19 protein-coding genes are annotated in these 20887 nt (G+C 52.3%); 5 read left to right on the plus strand and 14 right to left on the minus strand.

What is annotated here, in order from left to right:
- The first annotated feature begins 131 nt into the window (after nt 1-131).
- Both MHH78_RS21040 and MHH78_RS21045 read left to right on the plus strand, forming a co-directional pair.
- Nucleotides 132-338: a DUF1657 domain-containing protein gene (locus MHH78_RS21040; protein WP_076077934.1), complete on the plus strand. Its 207-nt coding sequence runs from the start codon at nt 132-134 to the stop codon at nt 336-338.
- 237 nt (nt 339-575) lie between these two features.
- Complete coding sequence (locus MHH78_RS21045; protein ID WP_341168706.1) at nt 576-2513, plus strand: AraC family transcriptional regulator; 1938 nt, start codon at nt 576-578, stop codon at nt 2511-2513.
- A 90-nt stretch (nt 2514-2603) separates the two neighbouring features.
- Here the strand turns inward: MHH78_RS21045 and MHH78_RS21050 are convergent, their stop codons facing one another.
- Together MHH78_RS21050 and MHH78_RS21055 are read right to left on the minus strand one after the other, a co-directional pair.
- The gene (locus MHH78_RS21050) at nt 2604-3674 is read right to left on the minus strand and encodes a Gfo/Idh/MocA family protein (RefSeq protein WP_341168707.1); all 1071 of its coding nucleotides are present in this window, start codon (nt 3672-3674) and stop codon (nt 2604-2606) included.
- Nucleotides 3675-3689: 15 nt separating this feature from the next.
- Nucleotides 3690-4577 (minus strand): sugar phosphate isomerase/epimerase family protein, encoded by an 888-nt coding sequence (locus tag MHH78_RS21055; RefSeq protein ID WP_341168708.1) that lies wholly within the window; start codon nt 4575-4577, stop codon nt 3690-3692.
- Nucleotides 4578-4701: 124 nt separating this feature from the next.
- On the opposite strand from MHH78_RS21055, the gene MHH78_RS21060 reads away from it, so the two are divergent.
- Nucleotides 4702-5595 carry a helix-turn-helix transcriptional regulator gene (locus MHH78_RS21060; RefSeq protein ID WP_341168709.1) on the plus strand — a complete coding sequence of 298 codons (894 nt, stop codon included), beginning with the start codon at nt 4702-4704 and terminating at the stop codon, nt 5593-5595.
- Nucleotides 5596-5963: 368 nt separating this feature from the next.
- Here MHH78_RS21060 and MHH78_RS21065 read toward each other — a convergent pair whose 3' ends face one another.
- The 3 genes from MHH78_RS21065 to MHH78_RS21075 all read right to left on the minus strand — a co-directional run bounded on the left by MHH78_RS21065 (nt 5964) and on the right by MHH78_RS21075 (nt 9377).
- Nucleotides 5964-7124: a Gfo/Idh/MocA family protein gene (locus MHH78_RS21065; protein WP_341168710.1), complete on the minus strand. Its 1161-nt coding sequence runs from the start codon at nt 7122-7124 to the stop codon at nt 5964-5966.
- Between the two features lie 190 nt (nt 7125-7314).
- Complete coding sequence (locus MHH78_RS21070; protein ID WP_341168711.1) at nt 7315-8523, minus strand: L-serine ammonia-lyase, iron-sulfur-dependent, subunit alpha; 1209 nt, start codon at nt 8521-8523, stop codon at nt 7315-7317.
- A gap of 17 nt (nt 8524-8540) precedes the next feature.
- Entirely contained in the window at nt 8541-9377 is an 837-nt protein-coding gene (locus MHH78_RS21075; protein WP_341168712.1) for an enoyl-CoA hydratase/isomerase family protein, read from the minus strand.
- A 42-nt stretch (nt 9378-9419) separates the two neighbouring features.
- Between MHH78_RS21075 and MHH78_RS21080 the strand changes: the two genes are divergently transcribed.
- Nucleotides 9420-10334, plus strand: a complete 915-nt coding sequence (locus MHH78_RS21080) for a hypothetical protein (protein ID WP_341168713.1) — start codon at nt 9420-9422, stop codon at nt 10332-10334.
- 74 nt (nt 10335-10408) lie between these two features.
- On the opposite strand, the gene MHH78_RS21085 is transcribed toward MHH78_RS21080, so the two are convergent.
- Nucleotides 10409-11290: a LysR family transcriptional regulator gene (locus MHH78_RS21085; RefSeq protein ID WP_341168714.1), complete on the minus strand. Its 882-nt coding sequence runs from the start codon at nt 11288-11290 to the stop codon at nt 10409-10411.
- A gap of 120 nt (nt 11291-11410) precedes the next feature.
- On the opposite strand from MHH78_RS21085, the gene MHH78_RS21090 reads away from it, so the two are divergent.
- Complete coding sequence (locus tag MHH78_RS21090; RefSeq protein ID WP_341168715.1) at nt 11411-12310, plus strand: DMT family transporter; 900 nt, start codon at nt 11411-11413, stop codon at nt 12308-12310.
- Between the two features lie 546 nt (nt 12311-12856).
- Here the strand turns inward: MHH78_RS21090 and MHH78_RS21095 are convergent.
- From MHH78_RS21095 to MHH78_RS21130, 8 genes are all read right to left on the minus strand, one after another.
- A complete protein-coding gene (locus MHH78_RS21095; RefSeq protein WP_083684801.1) occupies nt 12857-14344 on the minus strand; it encodes a DHA2 family efflux MFS transporter permease subunit in 1488 nt (495 codons plus the stop codon).
- 42 nt (nt 14345-14386) lie between these two features.
- On the minus strand, nt 14387-15010 hold the full coding sequence (locus tag MHH78_RS21100) for a TetR/AcrR family transcriptional regulator (RefSeq protein ID WP_341168716.1): 624 nt from the start codon (nt 15008-15010) through the stop codon (nt 14387-14389).
- 195 nt (nt 15011-15205) lie between these two features.
- Nucleotides 15206-15982 carry a stalk domain-containing protein gene (locus tag MHH78_RS21105; protein WP_341168717.1) on the minus strand — a complete coding sequence of 259 codons (777 nt, stop codon included), beginning with the start codon at nt 15980-15982 and terminating at the stop codon, nt 15206-15208.
- A 99-nt stretch (nt 15983-16081) separates the two neighbouring features.
- The gene (locus tag MHH78_RS21110; protein WP_341168718.1) at nt 16082-16849 is read right to left on the minus strand and encodes a M15 family metallopeptidase; all 768 of its coding nucleotides are present in this window, start codon (nt 16847-16849) and stop codon (nt 16082-16084) included.
- Between the two features lie 69 nt (nt 16850-16918).
- On the minus strand, nt 16919-18253 hold the full coding sequence (locus MHH78_RS21115; RefSeq protein ID WP_341168719.1) for an FtsW/RodA/SpoVE family cell cycle protein: 1335 nt from the start codon (nt 18251-18253) through the stop codon (nt 16919-16921).
- Nucleotides 18253-18585 carry a PadR family transcriptional regulator gene (locus MHH78_RS21120; protein WP_036694109.1) on the minus strand — a complete coding sequence of 111 codons (333 nt, stop codon included), beginning with the start codon at nt 18583-18585 and terminating at the stop codon, nt 18253-18255. Before MHH78_RS21120 ends, MHH78_RS21115 begins: the two co-directional genes overlap by 1 nt.
- Nucleotides 18586-18767: 182 nt before the next feature.
- Nucleotides 18768-20222: a DHA2 family efflux MFS transporter permease subunit gene (locus MHH78_RS21125; protein ID WP_036730057.1), complete on the minus strand. Its 1455-nt coding sequence runs from the start codon at nt 20220-20222 to the stop codon at nt 18768-18770.
- Nucleotides 20223-20288: 66 nt separating this feature from the next.
- On the minus strand, nt 20289-20858 hold the full coding sequence (locus tag MHH78_RS21130; RefSeq protein WP_036728785.1) for a TetR/AcrR family transcriptional regulator: 570 nt from the start codon (nt 20856-20858) through the stop codon (nt 20289-20291).
- Nucleotides 20859-20887: the final 29 nt, after the last annotated feature.

The raw sequence follows: 20887 nt of genomic DNA on the forward strand, positions 1-20887 counted from the left end.
AAAAAAAATCGTGTCAGCTGATTATGCTCTCGTGAGGCTGGAGTGATTTTCCAGAATATGAGCTGCGGGAATGCAGATACTAGAATCCGTGGATGATGATCCATTTCTATGATATGGAGGAGGGTATACCGATGACTGTAGCCACACAAGTCAAGACGTGCGTAGCTTCGCTAAAAAGCGCCCAGGCCAGCCTGGAGCAATTCGCCATGGAGACTCAAAACGAGGAAGCCAAGACCCTGTTCACCCAAGCGGCCGAGCAGACCCAGCAGATTGTCACGCAGGTGGAAGGACGCGTAACCGAGCTGGAAAAGGAAGAACCGCAGTACCGGGGCTTCTAGCCCGGGCTGGCCGATTGGAGTACAGGCTGATCTCGATGCAGCGCATTGTGCTGGGGAGATCAGCCTTTTTGCTGGCGGCGGATGTTATTTTCACACCTTAACGGCATCCACTATCAGCGAGACAAAGCCTAACCTTCCCTCTGTATTGCGGTGTAGCAAGTATTATTCAGACTGTCATTGATAATGGTTATCATTTAAAATGAGAAGCAGACAGATAACGGAGGGGAATAACGCATCATGCACAACAGCAATCAATTATTACTTTGGGATCAGGCTGCAATTAGGCTGGTGGATATCAGGCAGATGGAGTTAGCGCAAGGCGAAGTTCTTCCTGCATTCATAATACCCGCTAATATATTCTTACTTTCGGTACAAGGAAACGCACAAGTTCAGGCAGACCAGGCTAAATTTACTTGCACAGGCTTTCAACTTTTACATAGCGGCAAAGGGGCGGCCCTAAGCATCGTTTCGGTTAACGATAAATTTATTTACTACATCATTTACTACAAAGCCTTGCTCCATGAAGCGAATCCTTTTCAATCGCAGTATTGCTTTAGCCCTGAGGCACCGCTTTTACTGTATAACAGAATTCAGCAGATGCATCAGAAATGGGACAAGCCGGAAGAGCGACTTCAGGTAAAAGCACTTTTTTACCAGTTCGTTCATCTGACGTTAAAGGAATTGCGCCTGCAAGAGCATAAGACCGAGGTCAGAACAACTTCTGTTGCAGTCCAGGTAATCACTTATATCCAGGAGTATTATGCGGAACCTATTACCTTAGATTCACTTGCCGAAGTATTCAATTTCAGTGCTTATCACTTGTCATCCTTATTTAAGGAGCATACAGGCATCAGTCCGATTGATTACTTAATCCGCTACCGGCTTGACCTTGCATCAGAGCTTCTAATGACAACTAATGCTTCTGTCGGGGAGATTGCGGCCAGCATCGGGTATCAAGACGTGTATTATTTCAGCAGGATTTATAAAAAACGAAAAGGTGTAGCCCCTGCTCATCATAGAAATAGAGAGCTGGAGCAGCACAAAGTTGCTGAAAGTCCATTAAACTTCCCCACATCCTCTATTTCTGAATATAGTGCGGATCTGTATATTAATAATGATAATCATTATCATAATACGGACAAAGGGGAAATACATATGTTTAAACCAACGAGATCTGTGGCCATGGCTGCTATCCTGCTGTGCGGCTCCCTGCTGCTCAGTGCTTGCTCCAACGGGACGAACACAGCAGCAAAGGATTCAAGCAGCGGGAACACTAACGTAAATCAAGCAACTCCGGCTGCCTCTGAAGAAAGTCCGAAGACACGGATCGTATCCACGCCAAGAGGAGATATTGAAGTACCCGCAGAGCCGGTAAAAGTGGCGGCAGACCAATATATGGGCCATTTATTGAAACTGGGCATTGTCCCCGTCGGTGCAAGAACGTTCATGCTCGACGAAGGCTGGATGGACAAGGCGGAGATTCCACAAGAAACACTCGATAAGATCGAAGATCTGGGAGAATTCCCGATGAATCTGGAGAAATTGACCATGCTAGAGCCAGACCTCATTATCGGTTCCATCGAAGATTATGTTGACCAATATGAGAAGATCGGCACCACTGTTTTTCTGCCTTATTGGGAAGAGCTGTCAACGGCCGGACCGCTTGATAAATTCAGACGAGTAGCCTCGATATTCGGAAAAGAACAGCAGGCAAAGGAATGGATTGCGGAATACGAACAGAAGGTTGTTGAAGCAAGGTTAAAGGTCTCTAATGTCATTAAAGAAGGCGAGACGGTATCCATCGTACAGTTTGCCGAAAAAACGGTTTATGTGTTAGCGGCAACGGGCGGAAATTATGGTTCCTCCACTATCTACGAAATGCTGCAGCTGCCTCCAACAGAAAGTGCCTTACATATGAAAGAGGGGTTCGAATCAATCTCGCTTGAGGTGCTTCCTGAATACTTAGGTGATTATATCTTTGTCTATAATGGCGATGCTGAGATTACAAACCAGGCAATGGAAAGTGATATATGGAAAAGTGTACCTGCCGTGAAGAATGGAAAAGTCTTCTTATACGGGGATAATTATCATGATGAATTTGTCATGGAGGACCCTTATTCTTTGGAGCAGCAGCTGGATACGGTTGTGAACTTGTTACTGGGGACAGATAAATAACCAGAATTGAGAAGACGGCGGTAAAAGAAAAGGCATGGGGCTTTCCCCATGCCTTTTTGCATTCCATTTTGCTTCCCCTGCTAAATTCCCCTACGCCTTACTCCCCGCCAGCTTAGCGCCCTCTATGAATTCGGCAATACTAAGCTTGCGGCCAGTCCGCGCACTCTCCAGAGCGCCCAGCACCATGGCCATGCTGTAGCGGTTATCGCGGCAATCCGTCTCGGCCGGACGGCCTTCGGCCAGCGAACGGAACATTTCATCGAGGCAGCCCTGATGGAAGGTCTCCTCTATCTGTACCTCCGGCGCTTCCACCCGCCCATATTCATGGAGGAACTGGCCGGAGTGTTCACTCCCGGCACTAATCACCTCGGCATAAGGCAGAACCTGGCCATCCCAGATAGCAGCGCCCCGTTCACCTTGAACCCGCCAAGAAGCTTCCCAGGACGTAGGCGCGCCTTCCGCACACCAGGAGCCTTGATAGCAGAACACGGAGCCGTCCGACATTTCAAAAATACAGATCGCCGCCGCATTCCCCGCATACCAAGATCCCGGCGGATTGAACTCCTGGCAATACACACTTACCGGATTAGCGCCGCTGATATAGCGGGCCTGATCGAAGGTATGGATTGCCATATCCAGCAGCAGCGGGCTGTCCATCGCATCCCGGAAGCCGCCGAAATGCGGAGCCAGGAAGAAGTTCGCGCTGATAGAGCCTGTCCGCCCTATTACCCCTGAAGTGATCAGCTCCCGCAAAGAGCGGATGCGCGGATCATACCGGCGGTTCTGCATCACCGCATGGCTCCTGCCGGTACGTTCAGCGATGCTGACGATCGAATTGCACTGCTCCATCGTCTCCGCCAGCGGCTTTTCCGAGAACACATGGCAACCAGCCTCAAGCGCACTGCTGGCAATATTGTAATGGCTGGCCGGCACCGTCACATCAAATACCAGATTAGCCGCTGTATCGGCAATCGCTTGTTCCACATCAGTAAATACCGGACAAGTAAGCCCGTGCTTCTCTGCCATGGCCTGAGCGGACTCACGCCGGATATCCACGAGCGCTACAATCTCTATTTCATCAGTATGCTTCAGTGCATAGGTAATCCACTCATTAGCCATTGCCCCGCAGCCCGCCACAACCACACGATGTCCTGCTGTCATCACTCTTTCCTCCAGTTACACCGGGTTCGGGATGAAGCTGCCGCCCCGGCAGGTTTTGAGATAATTCAGTGCATGAACCTGACCGGTCATCTCCAGATCGTCACGATAGACAGGGTCATGCCAGCCTTCAATATCAATCGTGCCCTTGTATCCAGCTTGACGGAGAATCGAGATCACATCTGTCCAGTTCGTATCCCCGAAGCCCGGCGTCCGGTGCCATACATACGGCTTAGGCCCGTGGATTCCGTATTCCTTAATAATATCCCAGGCGATGGTTGCGTCCTTACCGTGGACATGGAAGATCTTGTCCGTCCATTTGCGCAGCTGCGGGATCGGGTCAATCAGCTGCACCATCTGGTGGCAGGGCTCCCATTCCAGGCCGAGATTATCGGCATTGACCGCGTTGAACATTTTCTCCCAGGCTGATGGGTTATGCGCAATATTCCAGTCCCCTGCCCGCCAATTCCCATCCATCGAGCAATTCTCAAAAGCGATCTTGACTCCGCGCTCCGCCGCCCGCTTCGACAGCTCACCGAACACCTCAGCGAACTTCGGAATCGACTCATCTATAGATACGCCGGGCAGACGTCCGGTGAAGCCGGAGACCAGATCGGTACCGAACAAATGGGCATGGTCGATCAACCGTTCCCAGCTGGCTAACGTATCTGAATTATCGCCTGTCCCTGTAAGCGGATTCCCGAATATGCCGACTGAAGAAATTGTGAAATCATGCTCTGCAGCCAGTTCACGCACCCGTGCCGCTGTTTCTGCCAAATCAGTAGTCCCTGTAGTCTGCCAGAAGGTTAAGCTGAAGGATTCGAATCCATGCCCTATAATCTGCGGAATGACTCTGAGCGCATCCCCGCCTCCAACCAGTGTTCCGATTCTTAATGTATCCTGCATCTTGTATGCCACTCCAATATTGGTTTATAGTTAATGCAACATTCCTAGTATATCGCTCATTTTGGGCAAAATCTCTACTTATCTTGTGCTAAACTAGTTGAATCTTGCGGGAGTTGAACCAAGCATGACCTATCCGAAGGAACTTAAGGAATATCCAAGGTTGGAAGAGAAAACGTATCCGTTCCGTCTATTCTTCAACACCTGCCGGGAGGTATCGCCTGAACAGAACATCCTGTTTCTGCACTGGCATGAGCATTTCGAGATCATTATTATGCGCGAAGGTCAGGCCATTTTTCATGTGGACAGCAAGCCATATGAGGCCGGTCCGGGGGATGTCCTTATGGTGCCGTCCGGCGGGCTTCATGTCGGCTATAGCCAGTGCAGCGGTGACCTGTCGTATGTCTCGATTGTATTCCATGCCTCGCTGTTCAAGGACCGGAACCAGGATTCCCAGCATGAGCAATTTGTAGCTCCGTACCTCAATAATCTGAATCAGTTCCCGGTTATGCCTGCCGCCCAGCAGCCTGAATGCGCCGCGTATTATCATTTGCTGGAGCGGGTGATTGCCGAAGTGGAGGCGAAGCAGCCGGCTTTTCAGCTCGTGGTGAAGAATCAGCTGCACCTGTTCTTCACCCTGATGTCCCGGGCCTTCCCGGCCCGGCAGCGCAGCGAGCGGGAGCACAGCGAACGCCATTCAATCCACCGGGAGCGCTTCAAGCCTCTGCTGGAACACCTGGAGAACCACACAGATCAGAAGATGTCGATTGAGGCTGCCGCCAGGTTCGTGAATCTGAACCCTTTTCATTTCTGCAAAACCTTCAAAAAGCTGACCGGGCGGACGTTCATCGATTATGTGAATTTCTGCAGAATGGATGAGGCGCAGCGGCTCTTGCTGGAAACAGACCTTAGCATTACCGAGATCTCAGGCCGGGTCGGCTGTGACAATCCGAATTACTTCACCAAGCTGTACAAGCAATACAAGGGTCTAACCCCTTCCCAGGCACGGAAACAAGGGTGAAAGAATGGAGCGACTGCTGACCATCCGGCCTATGTGGCGTGTACGGTCCAAATGTGGTCGGTTTTTCGACTACATTTGGCTCGCGCTCCACTCCTGGTCCAATTGTGGTCGGTTTTTCGACTACATTTCGTCCGCATGCCGCTCACAGTCCAAATATGGTCGGTTTTTCGACTACATTTGGTCCACGCGCCGCTCACAGTCCAAATGTGGTCGGTTTTTCGACTACATTTGGTCCACGCGCCTCCACCGCAGCAAATGTATTCGGTTTCCGCATACATTTGGCTCATACGCCTTCCCGGCCTGTCCGGGCCACAGCCCAAAAAACACCGCAGGCCATCAAGCGGCCGGCGGTGTTTCCCTGTCTTCCCTTACATCTCCGATATCGGAACCCAGCGCCGCTGCTCAATCGAACGCTCGACCGCTTCAAGCACCGCCTGGCATTTCACGCCGTCGTTGAAGTTCGGCTCCGGCTGACGACCTTCCTCAATGGCATTCGACAGCTCCAGCATCTCATGGATGAAGGTATGCTCGAATCCGATGGTGTGGCCCGGCGGCCACCAGGCTTCCGCATAGTCATGGGACGGATCGGTGGCTAACACGCGGCGGAAGCCCTGCACATCCTCGTCGTCCGAGGTCAGGTAGACTTCCAGTTCGTTCATCCGTTCAAAGTCGAACTTCACACTGCCCAGACTGCCATTAATCTCAAAAGAATTGGTCGAGCGGTGTCCGGCTGCGAAGCGTGTCGCCTCGAAGCTGCCCAGCGCACCACTGCTGAAGCGGGCCAGGAACAGCGTGGCATCATCCACGGTGACCGGACCGCGCGGCGCATCCTTGCCTGCCTTCGCACTCAGACCAGTCATCTCCGTAGCCAGCGGCCGCTCTTTGACGAAGGTCTCGCTCATCCCGATAACCTCCTCCACATCCCCTACGAGGAAGTGGGCCAGGTCAATCAGATGCGCCCCGAGATCACCATGCGATCCTGAACCGGCAACCTCCTTCTGGAGCCGCCAGACCAGCGGGAATTCCGGATCGAGAATCCAGTCCTGCAGGAACCATGCGCGGAAGTGATAAATCTTGCCCAGCCGGCCGCTCTCAATCAGCCGCTTCGCCAGCCGCACCGCCGGGGAGAAACGGTAGTTGAAGCCAATCATATGCGCAATTCCGGCCTTTTCAGCAGCCTCCAGCATCTCGCGGGAATCCTCCAGATTCAGCGCCAGCGGCTTCTCGCAGAAGATATGCTTGCCTGCGGCAGCTGCCGCCAGGGCAATCTCTTTGTGGGCATTACTTGGTGCGTTAATATCGACCAGATCAATATCGCTGCGAGCGATAAGCTCCTTCCAGTCGGTCACACTCTCTAACCAGCCAAGCTGTGCTGCCGCTTCTGTAACCGCTTCCTCATTGCGTCCGCAGATGACCGACATTTGCGGCTTAACTGCCTTGGGGAAGAACATCGGCAGACTGCGGTAAGCGTTGCTGTGGGCCTTGCCCATGAATTTATAACCTATCATTCCAATGCGTAGCTGTTTCATTTGGTGCCTCCTCACTGAATAGACTACTAGATGTACACGCATACATTTTCTCATCCCGGCCGCCCTCCGTCAAATCACTTCTTTTCTTACAGCCGGCTCTGCCTCACAGATCTCCCGCACAACGAAAGAACGCCCCCTCTGCCAACCGGCAGCAAGGGACGTTCCTCGTCTATAGCGATATCATTTTCATTTAACTGCCCATGTTGTAGAACTTAGCAAGCCCGCCCTCAGAAGTTTCGCGGTACCTGCTGTTCATGTCCAGGCCTGTCTCATACATGGTCTGTACAACCAGATCAAAGGATATTTTACGGGAACCGGACAAGAACTTCGCCAGACTCAGCGCATTGATCGCCCGCATCGCACCCACAGCATTCCGCTCAATACAAGGGATCTGAACCAGTCCGTTAATCGGATCACAGGTTAACCCCAAGTGGTGCTCCATGGCCACCTCCGCCGCATACTCAATCTGGTCGATCTCCATACCCGACAGTTCGGCGAGTGCAGCCGCAGCCATAGAGCAAGCCGTGCCCACCTCCGCCTGGCAGCCGCACTGAGCGCCGCTGATCGAAGCGTTCTGCTTGACCAGATTACCGATGAGCCCGCCGACGGCCAGCGCCCGGAGAATCCGTTCGTCCGGGACCTGAAGCTTCTCCTGCATATAACGGAGCGAGGCGGGTACAACACCGCAGGCTCCGCAGGTTGGAGCCGTTACGACTGTACCGGCGGCCGCATTCTGTTCGTTGACGGCAAAGGCGTACGCGCTGACGATCCGGTTCTCACGCGTCTCCGGGCTCTCATCCGCATGCCCCTGATGATAGAGAAATTTCGCCTTGCGCTCAACATTAAGCCCGCCTTCCAGAATACCTGTGACGGATAATCCCTCGTCGATCGACCGCTTCATCGCTTCCCAGATTCCCTGGAGGAAATCCCAGATCTGTATGCCTTCACGCTGCTCGACGTAATCGCTTAGACGGATATGATTCGCTTTACAATAGGCGCTGATCTCGGCAAAGCTGTTCTCCGTGTAGACATCAGGTCCCCGCGTCTCCTCCCGCCCATCAATCACGATCTCCCCGCCGCCGATACTGGCAACACGCATGGAATTGGTTTGCTGACCGTCCTTGTAAGCGAACAAGTCCATAGTATTGGGATGGGGCAGATCAAAGTCAGGCTGCGGAACAAATTGAACCTCCGTCCGAATGGGTGACAGTGCCCGGATAATAGCCTTGTCCGTCATATGGCCTTTGCCTGTTTTGGCAAGAGAACCATAGATCAGTGCCTTGAACTGGTCTGCGTCTTCATTTTCTGCTTTGAAGATTCCGGACGCCTTTTCCGGCCCCATGGTATGGGAGCTGGACGGTCCGCTGCCAATCTTAAATAGCTCAGTCAACGATCTCATAGCACCCTTATCCCTTCTCAGTTGTCATTCCTCTGAAAACGTTCCTTGAGCTTCATCAGTCGCTCATGAATCCCCTCTTCATCAATCGCCATGTCAACCAATTGGTGAGTAAGCTGAAGACCCTGATTCTCTGCCAAAGCTTGTTTCCACGGGTGCGTGACAATCGAATGCGTAAGATGTCTTGTAGAGCGGGGGGCCTGCATGATCATCTCTGCCAGCTCCCATGCCCGTGGAAAAAGCTGTTCACGAGGCAATACCTCACTGACCAGTCCGAGGTCTAGTGCCTCCTCTGCAGTAATGTTCATCCCCGTGTATGCATAGTATGCCGCTTTCTTGGTTCCCACTATCCTTTGAAGTGCCAGGACGATTCCGTCTCCAGGAGGAACACCGCCCAGATAATGGGCATCGAAGAACACGGTGTCCTCCGCACAAAGGGTAATATCACAAAGCGTTCCCAGCTGCCAGTGTGCGCCTGCCCCATTGATCGCCCCAATCGTGGGGATGTCGATGCAATGAACCATATTTTCAATCATTCGGAGCGATTCATGATACATCTCCAGCTTCCGGCCATTCGGCCAATCCATGAATTTGGTGGTCCAGACTTCAGGATTGCCGGTCTGCCATAACTCTCCTGTCCCTGTAAGAATCATGACCTCATTCTCAGAATCACGGCCAATAACTGACCATACCTGACCATATGCGGCTTGCACCGGCCAATCGAATTGCAACGGTCCCCCGTGAGTGTGCATACGCACTTCGAGGATGCCGCCGCGGCGGGTCATGCAGAATAAGTCCTTGTACTTCTCGGAGTACTCTTCGAACCGTGTAGGTCCTGTCATCTTTCTATTGAACATCGTTGCCCATCAGGCGTCCCTGCATTTTCTTCAGCCGCTCCAGTGCTCCTTCTTCATCAATGGCCATGTCGTACATCTGGTGGGCCAGCTGGAATCCCTGATCGGAAAATAGATCTGTCCATCACGGCCTTCGGCCACTTTATTCCGGAACTCCAGAAGCACGGCGTCAAATATATCTTAATCCGGCCCACTTTGGAGAGCGTTAAAGAAACCATCAGCGAGATCATCAACGAGATTACCATCCTCAAGCTTAAGAACAAGAGGGCAGTGGTTGCGTGCTTATCGGTCCAAAATGAGCAGCACTTCTCCGAAGAGGAGCTTCATGAGCTGAAAGTCCTTGTCGGCAATTTTCTGCGCAGCGTGAATCTGGCAGACACGGCCCAAATCTTAGAAGGCTATGTCAGACTGTACACCACCTACGGCCATTTCATGAGAATCACCTCTAACGCTCATAACTGTTCCCTGCTGGAGTATCTGGAGGAGCGCATACAGGGCAAGGTAAAGATCGGGTGGGGCTCGGGGCATGAATATTTTCAAGCAAACGTTAACGCCACCAAGGCTCACAGACAGGCGGAAGCCTATACAGGCAGCAGCAGCTTTTTTATAGACGAGAATCAGAAAGTTGCCGGCCCCATGCGGAGCATGAATGTCATTCAGTTCTCCGAGCAGGGGGACCCGGAAATCCTTGCGTTAGCCAAAACCATCGGAATCAACAACATCAATTTGCAAAAAATCATATCTTATGCAGAAATCATGCGTACCAATAAGCTATCCTCTGAGGATGTTGCACAGTGCCTGTCCATGACCGTTAAAGGTGCAAACCGAATTCTTAACAAAATTGAGGAAAGTAAACAAGTACAAGCGGTATTTGAAAAGAGGGACAACAGTAAGGGAAGGCCCAAAAAATACTACGAGCTGTTGTTTCTCGACCATGAAGGGCGCAAGTTAAGCGAATGATACGCGGGTACGTATTGGCAAAAAGGCATGTTTTCAAAATAGAAAACATGCCTTTTTTTCGCTTTTTCAGCAAGTCAAATGGCTCCTTGGCTGGAAGACCAGTGCTGCACATGCTGTAAGAATCGCCGCGTGGCAGGTGAAGCATATTTCATCGAGTTGACTGCGATGCCTAGGGAACGGAAGCTCCGCTCCTCCAGCTCGAGCATGGCTACACGCTCATACTGGAACCGGGTGACCAGCTCTGGAAGGATGCTGATGCCCAGGCCTTTTTCCACCATGGCAATAATGGCGTAATCGTCCCCGGCCGAGAACTTGATGTTCGGCTTAATCCCGGCCTTCTCCAGCACCCGCTGCACATCATAATCCGAGCCGGGCTTCGGAATGATGAAGTCCTCGTAGGCGATCTGGGCCAGCGGCATATAAGGGGCCTTACTCAGCGGATGGCCGAGCGGGAGGATCGCCAGCATCCGGTCCTGCTTCAGCGGAATGACTTCGAACCGCTCCCTTGTCGGCAATGAGAGGAAGCCGCAATCAACCACCCCAGCCTCGATCCACTGCTCAATCTCCAGATAACCACCCTCCATCAGCTTGAACTCAATGTACGGATATTCCTCACGGAACTGCTTGATGATATCCGGCAGCCAATGCACAGAGACACTGGTGAAGGTGCCGATCGTGATTGTCCCCGTCTCCAGGCCGTGAATATCCGCCACCTGTTGCTTGAGCTGCTCATTCCAGTTGAGGATCTCCCGGATGGGCTGCATCACCTGCTCCCCGTTCACCGTCAGCTTCACCCCCGAACGGCTGCGCACGAGCAGCGGGAAGCCGAATTCATGCTCCAGGCTGCTCAGCGTGTGGCTGATGCCGGATTGGGTGAAGCCCAGCACCTCTGCCGCCCGCGTCAGGCTGCCCAGCTCCACCACTTTCAAGAACACCTCGTACTTAATCAGACTCATATCCAGTCCCCTCACTTAGCATGAAAATTTCTCATGTATCCTATGATAAACATTCAGTTACCTTATGTATTCGAGCGTATTATACTATACTCACTTGAAATAAAGAAGGATGATGACTGAATGAAGCCGCTTAAGGCCGAGCTAATGCTCATTGTAGTAACACTGTTCTGGGGCTCCTCCTACCTGTTCATGAAGCTGGGACTGGGTACACTGGGAGAATTCAATCTGATTTCACTGCGCTTCGGGCTTGCATTCATCCTGGCGGGGGTGCTGTTCCGCAAACGGCTGCGCAGTGTGGATGCCAGAACCTTGAAATACGGAGCCTTGCTCGGCTTCCTGCTGCTTGGCGTATTCACCTGCATCACCTTCGGGCTGAAGACGACCACGACCTCTAATGCCGGATTCCTGGTTGCGTTGACCGTTGTCTTTGTTCCTATGCTTGAGGTTCTGGTGTTTAGAAAAAAAGTCGCGCCCCCGCAAATCTTCGGCACTGTGCTCGCCATCAGCGGCATCGGGTTGCTTACGCTTAACGGCTCGCTGCAAATCCGGCCTGGTGATCTCCTCTGCATTCTGTCAGCAGTATTCTATGCGGTGCAGATTCTCGTGACGAGCCGGGCGGTTAAGACCTGCGACTCACTGAATATCGGCATTCTGCAGCTCGGCTTCGCCGGGGGCTATGCCCTGATTCTATCTGCTATCTTCGAGACGCCTTCGCTACCGTCCACCCTCCCGGGCTGGATCGCGATTCTGGCTCTGGGGATCTTTTGCAGCGCCTGCGGCTTCATCCTGCAGCCTGTGGCCCAGAAGTACACCTCGCCAACCCGCACCGGTTTGATCTTCGCCCTTGAGCCGGTATTCGCTACCTTCTTCGGCTACTTGTTCGTACACGAACAGCTTTCGCTCCAGGGCTACACCGGTGCTGCCCTTGTCCTGCTGGGCATTCTGGCCTCTGAGCTGCTGGGCAAGCTGCATATGGTTCCTCCGGCAAGGATGCTGAAGAAGCGGCGGGCGCATTTATAGGTTCTTCTGGCAGATCGAGTGGATGCGGGACAATTTCCTTAGACGTTCATCCGCTCCTCCCTTCTGGCTAAAGCTACTCTCACGTACCCTCACGCGCCGCTCCCGGTCCAATTGTAATCGGTTTTTCGATTACATTTGGACCACGCGCCGCCCCCAGTCTAAATGTAATCGGTTTTTCGATTACATTTGGACCACGCGCCGCTCCCGGTCCAATTGTAATCGGTTTTTCGATTACATTTGGCTCACGCGCCGCCCCCGGTTCAATTGTAATCGGTTTTTCAATTACATTTGGCTCACGCGCGCCCCCAGTCCAATTGTAATCGGTTTTTCGATTACATTCGGTCTACGCGCCGCTCCCCCGCCCATGCATTCAGTTTTCTCCCTATCATCAGCCCCGCACCTAACGCCCCTCTTCTAACATTCTCCCTTCCCCGCATCATTCATCGGGAACAACAAAAAACGCCCCCTGCCAACCGGCAGTCAGGGACGCTCTTTGTATGTCTATAACATTTGTCTACAACTTGTGTCTATAACAATTGTGGCCGATTAATGCCCCATCATCATAGCGGCATCTGTCTGCTGTTCTTCAGGAGAAGGTGCAGCGCCTGCTGTCTTCGGACGGCGCAGAATCAGACTGAGGACCACTCCGGCCACGGCGATGCAGCCCGAGAGGAAGAAGACATCCCCGAAGCCCTGTACGGCAGCGGCAAGCGGATTGCTTCCTGCCGTCATTTTACCCATATGCACCGCAATCTGGCTGGTCAGGTACCCGGTCATGCCGGCAACAGCGAACGATACCACAACCTGCTGGGCAGCGGCGGTAAGCGGGGTAACCCGGTTCACCCATTCACGCGGCGCAGAGTTCAGAACATGGGTGTTGACCGGCATCATCGACAGCCCCATTCCCAGGCCCATCATGACCAGAGACAGTATAATAACAGGAAGACTGGTGTCTACTGTAACTCCTGAGAGCAGGAACAGTGCCGTCGATATAATACTGAGACCTACGAACACTAGCGGACGCGCTCCGATCCGGTCGAACAATCGGCCGCCCAGCGGCATCCCTACTCCGGAAGCCAGCGCCTGCGGAAGCAGGATCAGCCCGGTCTCTAGCGGTGTGTAATTGCGGATCTGCTGGAGGTACAGCGGAACGAACAGCATGGAGCCGAACAATGCCGCCTGTGTGACCCAGGACAGAATAATCCCGCGCGTAAAGTCCGAGGAACGGAAGACGCGCAGCTCCAGCAGCGGATGCTTTTGCAGCAGTTCAACAATGACAAAGACGATCAACGCGGCTCCGCCAACCGACAAGCCTAGGATAGCCCCGGTTGAAGTCCAGCTCTCTCCGCCGCCCTGATTGACGCCATAAGCCAGCATCGAGAACGCGAGCGGAGCCAGAATGATTCCGAGGATATCGAGGTGGGCTCTTCCCTTTTTCTCGGTCACCGGCAAATACTTAAGGCCAAGAATAATACCTACAATACCGATAGGCAGGTTAATCAGGAAAATCCAGTGCCAGCTCACATACTCCACCAGATAACCTGCGAGGATCGGGCCAAGGGCCGGAGCCAGCAGCATTGGAATACCGAGCATCCCCATGATCGAGCCTCTGCGTTCTGCCGGAGCGAGTCTGAAGACCATCGCCATCCCGATCGGAGCGACCATGCCGCCGCCAAGACCTTGAATGACTCGGAACAAGACAAGCTGCCCTGAAGTCTGAGCTACCGAGCATAACACAGAGCCAAGCACGAACATGGCAATGGTCGTTAGGAATACCTGCTTGGACCCGAACCGGTCGGTCATATAGCCTGCCAGCGGAATTACAGCAGCGAGCGCAAGCGTGTAGCCGGTAATCGCCCATTGAACAGTCTTCAGGTCCGTATCGAAATATTGCACCAGATTAGGAACGGCCACATTGACTGCGGTGCTGTCCAGAATAACCATGATCATGCCGACAATAATCGCCAGCAACGATGGAAGTATAGCTCTCAGCGAGAACGGCGCCTCTGCGGCGGCGGTGTTACTTGGATTCATAGGTTTTGACATTCTCTTGTCCACTCTTTTCTCTATTCATGATTAGTTATACTTGTGAAAATACAGCTCAAACAACCCGTCAATCTGCTCCTCCAGCGGGGCCAGCTTGAAGATCTGCTGAAGATCCTCACGCTCCTTGGGGAGACTGCTCACCATAATCACCGGAAATACGATGGCCCCATAGATCTGCATCGTCATCGTCATCAGCTTGTCACGGTCCTGCTCTCCGGTAATCTCGGCAAGTGCATCAAGAATCCGTTCAATTCTCATCAGCTTGGAATATTTCGCATATTCATCGTGTGAGCCCATAATATGGTGTCTCTGATCCAGCATCTGTCGGGCCATCCCGGGATAACGGCTAAGATTCATAATGTAACGGGTGAAAAACAGCTTCATGCGCTCCTTCGGCGGCAACGAAGTGTCCTCCAGTGCCTTAAAAGCATCGTCAAAGGTCGCCACGAGCTGCTTCACAGCATCGCCGAACAGCTTCTCCTTGGAGCCATAGTGGTAGTTCACCAGGGCCAGATTGGTCTCAGCTCTTGCCGCGATACTGCGCAGGGTAATGCAGTGGAATCCGTCCTCACGAATCAGCGCAACCGTGGCATCGAGGATAAGTTGCTTCGTATCTTTATCTGAAGAATCAGCTTTGTTGCCCAATTTAACCATAATGCAGCTTGTCGCCCTCCTCTGTCACAGAATCTTAATCATTGATCTAATCAACGATTTAAACATTGTTTAATTCGAATTTAAAATTACTCTCTTTCCGGCATTCTGTCAACACAAATATAAAGGGAGAATTCCTGCAGCTATACTTAAGCCGTGGAATTCTCCCTTGGGAGCAGAGTTATGCCTTATGAGAATCTAGGATGGGGCCGGGCCGGCCAATACTTCACTGGCTGCCTGGACCGGCGTTAGGGTTAGCTTGGTGAGCTTACCTGAAGCGCCCAGTTCCAGAGTCAGTACGGCCTCCGCTTTGGTGAAGGACAATACGCTCACAATCGTGATTCCTCCATCCTGCTGTGTGCTGGTGGTCGATTTCACTCCGCGGTAACTGCCCGCCAGCATGTTAATTCCTTCCCAGCTCTGCTGGAGAGCCGGAAGAGCAGCGGGTTCTGCGTCCTTGGCGTAATACCGCTCCTTCAGTGCCGGATAGTTACCAGCTGCCAGCAGACCTGCTACGGCACTTGCCATTACCTCCCGTGTGTATACGTCAACCTGAGCGGTTTCCGGATTATAAGAAGTAACCAACCCGATCGCTGCAAAAAAAGACAGCGGCGCGTACGCTTTTTTTTGTTTTAACTCAAAGCCGCCTGTAAACGGTACTTTGTTCTTGCCGTCCAGCACAAGCTCCTTACCGGATAATCTGAACTGAACACTCTCCTGGAACCGTTCCAGCAGGAACGTCCCGGTAGCTCCACTGAAGGTGACCTTATATTTGAGGGCCTCTACCGTCTCCCCCAGCGGGAGCATGACGTCCGGTCCGTTGGTATAGGCCGATGTCTCACCCGTCTGTAATTCCTGACCGTTCACGATAATCCTCAAGCTTCCGGCGGCACTAACGTTATTACTGGTCAATACACCTGCTCCTGCTGCAAATAACATTACACTAAGGAATACGGCTACGATTCTTTTGAACAAATCGATCCCACCTTTCCTATATTCGAATATTATGCACGCATGCTTCAGAGATTAACCTTGCCTTATCCATTAACCGTTCTATACTGCTTTGGAACAGCCCTACTCCACTTTGAAGTTGAAATATTGCTTCGGGTAAGGCTCCTTGATCAGTGTGAAATGCCACCATTCCTTGGCGTACGGCTTGAAGCCCTGCTTCACCATCGCATCCTTCAGCAGCTTCCGGTTCGCATGTTGGGTGCTGCTGATGAGATTCGTATTATAGTAAGAGATTTCGCCGAAAAAATCATAAGGACTGCCCATATCCACCAGCTTGCCTGTACTCTTCTGAGCCAGCGTCAGGTCGATCGTGCTGCCCCGGGAATGCCCGGATTTCTTGGCGATGAAGCCCAGCTTGAACAGATTCCGCTTGTCCAGCTTCGGATAATACTGCGCCTTCATCTTCAGATCACCGGCGTCTTGTGACCAGCGCACGAAGTGATTAACGGCTTGCTGCGGACGGTAAGCGTCATAGATTCTCAGAACATAGCCTTTCTGTTCCAGATCTTCGCTAACCTTCTTCAGCGCAGCAGCGGCAGTCTTCGAGAAGATCGCGAGCGGGGCCTTATATCCGTCCACTCTGGTGCCGGTAAAATTATTCTCACTATAGTAACGGATCTCATATTGCGCCGAGGGAATAACCTCATCCAGATAGACAAAACCGCCGGGGAGATTGTTTTTCTTCACAACTGTACTTGGTGTAAACGGTGTCTCAGGAGTCACGGGTGCCGCTGCAGCCGTTGTCATGACGCCCAGAAGTGCAGCCCCGCTTACAATCATTGCGCCTAACAGTAATCCCAGTCTTGTGCCTCTAAATCGCAGCTTATTCACAATGTTTACTCCTCACCTGCCTCATCCCATATTTACCCTTCCAGTATACGGTGCAGCCCCAGGGAGCGTCTATAGCGAAGATGGAGCTTGACCCGCTGGGAGCATATCTTTGCGCCTGTAGACCCCCATCAGCAGCCCGAGAGCCGCGAATTCAATGAACACATGCTGGCCGTAGCTCAAAAACGGGAACGGTATGGAGATCAGCGGCATTCTGCCGGAGAGAATAGTCAGGCCATAGATTAGACGAATGGAGAGCATCAGAGCCAGTGCCAGAATCAGTGCCCGTCCATAGGTATCGCTTACGGTGCGTGCAGAGGATAACATTCTGAGCACAAACCAGCAGACCAGCACAAGCAGCAGCAGGCCTCCGGCCCAACCGAAGGTTTGGATCAAATACACTGGAAAAAGGTCCGTATACGGAAACATCAAGCGTTCTTCCGCAATTCTGTAGCCCATTCCCTGTCCCCTCCAGCCTGCGGAGGTTAACGTGTTATGAATTACACTATTCAAGTACCCAGCGCCGGTATCCCTATGATCCGCTTGAACGGCCGCGATGAACCGCTCCCGGAGATGCAGGTGGTTCCACACATAGAATGCCCCGCCCGTTAGAAATGTTACAGCAATCACCGTACCTCTAATCCAGCGGCGGGTAATCCAGATATAGAGCGTCAGGGATACGGCCAGATATACAATCAGTTCAGGAAAAGCTGGGATAACCGTATAAATCACGACAGGCAGCAGCAATAACGATAATTCCGCCAAGTCTCTTGTTCGTCCGCTCCATGATTTCATGAAGCCTTGTCTGTTCCATATCCCTGCCAGAGCAACTACAAATATATAAGGACTGTATCCGATCACATCGAAGAAGAGTCCTAGAATGCCCACATAACGCCTAACACCATTCGTCACTTGAAGACCATCCAATATGCTGAAGAGGATTGCCATTAATGCTGTGCCATATATCCATCCCGAAGACCGCAGAACGTGCTTGAAATTGATGAAATACATTATGGCCATGACCGCGATCCCAAGAACGATATACACAGATTGGCGCAGCATAAGGGCATCAGGAAATTTGTAATAATCCCCAAACCCCGCTTCCACAGCCGCCATCCCCAGCAGACTTACCGCCGACAACAGAATAACACCCGCCAGCAGCGACCAAGGAATCCTGGGCTTGTGAATCTGGTGCAGATCCCGGCCGATGGCCTGCGGATCACCCAATTGTGCAATTGCATACTGCTGCGCCTCTTCTTCGGATGCCCCCTGCTGCTGCCTCTCCGTCATCAGGTCGGCGAAATGTCCGCTCAGCTCCTCCCGGATCTCAGCGTGCATTCCTTTAGCCTTGACTTCGGCGCACACCTTATTCAAATAGCGGTTCAACACCTTCTGATTTGGTTCCATCAGCCGCTGCCCTCCCCCAGAACGGTATCCATGGCACCCTTGAACAGCGCCCATTCCGCCTTCTTCTCCTGAAGCTTGTGCTTGCCCTCATCCAATAGCCGGTAATACTTGCGTCTGCGTCCGTCTACCTCCATCCAATACGCTTCCACCCAGCGTTCACTCTCCATCGCATGGAGAATCGGGTAGAGCGTACCCTCCTTCAGGGCAAAAACTCCCTGTGAGCGCTGCTCCAGCTCCTTAATCAGCTCGTACCCATACAGCGGCCTGTCCAGCAGCAGAGTGAGGATCATCGTCCCCGTGCTCCCCTTCAGCATTTCTTTGCTGACCTTCATCGGCATTTCCTCCTGTTTGTTTCACCTATACATCGTTAATCTATGCTTAATATACAGTATTAACCAAACGAAGTCCAGCCGCCTCACATCCGCCTCCATACATTAGCAAACACAAAGAAACCTCTCCCGCCAAATGGTTGCCCATTTTAGCAAGGAGAGGTTCTTAGTCAATAGCAGATTAATTAATGCATCGAAGCCTGAGTCTTGTGCGATACGATGACACGCTTAAGGAAGAACGCAATCACCAGACCTATAATAGCCATGACCATCCCGAAGATGAAGGCATTCTGCACTCCATGAGTGAAGGCAGCGCCGATGTTTAGCGGATCAGCCGGGTTAGTGACGGTCTGCATGTAGCTTTTGGAGCCGGAGGTCATGATGCTTACCGCCAGCGCTGTACCAATCGCACCCGCCACCTGCTGAAGTGTATTCATAATGGCTGTACCGTGCGGGTAGTATTCCAGCGGAAGCTGATTGATCCCATTCGTCTGTGCAGGCATCATAATCATGGAGATTCCGATCATAAGCACACTGTGAAGCACGATCACGAAGACAACGGTCGAAGTAGCTGTAATTCCCGAGAAGAACCACAAGGAGACGGCGACGAGCGCCAGTCCTGGGATAACCAGCCATTTCGGACCGTATTTGTCGAACAGACGTCCCATGACCGGCGACATCAGCCCGTTGATGATTCCGCCCGGCAGCAGCAGTAATCCTGCCTTGAAGGCTGAATACCCTTGTCCCTGCTGCAGATACATAGGAAGAATCAGCATCGAGGAGAGAATAACCATCATACAGATAAAGACCATCAGTACCCCAACCACGAACATCGGGAACTTGAAGGCGCGCAGATCAATCATAGGCTGCTTCATCGTCAACTGGCGGATACAGAACAGAATAAGGGCAATCGCACCGATCACGATGGCGATAATAACCTTCGGACTTCCCCAGCCTTCCGCTTCACCGGCACTGCTGAAGCCGTAGACAATACCGCCAAAGCCGAAGGAGGACAGAATAATGGACAGGACATCAATCTTAGGCTTCGTCACTTCCGTGACGTTCTGCATGAAGAGAATTCCGCTAATTAGAGCCATTACCAGGAACGGCAGGGACAGCCAGAAGATCCAGTGCCAGCTCAGGCTCTCAATCAGCAGACCGGCAATCGTAGGTCCAATCGCTGGAGCTACCATGATTACCAAGCCGATAAGTCCCATCGCCGCCCCTCTTTTCTCAGCGGGAATGATGATTAGAATCGTATTGAACATCAGCGGCAGAAGCAGCGCGGTTCCCATCGCCTGTACCACTCTCGCAGTGAGCAGAAACTCGAAATTCGGCGACATCGCCGCAAGGAACGTGCCCAGAATAGAGAAGCATAGGGCAGCGACGAACAACTGTCTTGTGGTGAACCACTGCAGCAGCATCCCTGAGATCGGAACCAGAATGCCCAGCGTCAGCAGATAGGCGGTAGTCAGCCACTGCGCCGTCGATGGTGTAATTTGCAGGACATTCATAAGATCACTTAAAGCTACATTTAGGGCAGTCTCACTGAACATGCCGATGAAGCCGGCAATCAGCAGGGAGATCAGAATGGGTAAAGTCTTGAATTGCCGGGGCTTACTTGAACCCTTGTCAGTCATAGTTGCATTCACTCTCGTATCCTCCTGGTATCTGTGTATATCTCTCTAGGGTCTTGCGTATTACGGTTAAGCCAGTATTGCCGGAATGCACTCTGCTGCTGCTTCCAGCGGTTGAATATTTCTGCAGGTCAACGCCTGCAGCAGCGCCCCCTCGAACAAGGAGACCACCACCGAAGCTTTGCACTCTGCCGTTTCCTCCTGTACCCCCTCCCGGATCAGACGCTTCGCAATAATATCCTGCCAATCCCTGAAGACACACTGGCAAGCAGTGCGCAGCTCATGGCTGACACAAGAGGTCTCCACGGCTACCCAGAAGCTGAACGGAACCAGTCCTTCAAAAGAGGATTTCTCCGCCTCATTTGCCATAGACATGATGAAATTCTGCACAGCCTGAGCCGGCACCGCTTCACTCTCCATATAATGGCGCAATAAACGGGCTACCTCTTCACTAGTCCGGTTAATGCAGGTCAGGGCCAGCTCCTCTTTGCCGTGGGGAAAATAATAATACAAGGAACCCTTGGGCGATTCGCTGTCTTTAATGATCTGATTCAGTCCGGTAGCATGGTACCCCTGTGTAAAAAACAACCTGGAAGCCGTATCCACAATGGCTTCGCGTGCATTAGGCTTGTTCGACAAGCTCTACACTTCCTTATCTTGACGATCCA

Origin of the sequence: Paenibacillus sp. FSL H3-0333, assembly GCF_038002805.1 — a bacterium.
Lineage (GTDB): Bacteria > Bacillota > Bacilli > Paenibacillales > Paenibacillaceae > Paenibacillus_AQ > Paenibacillus_AQ silagei.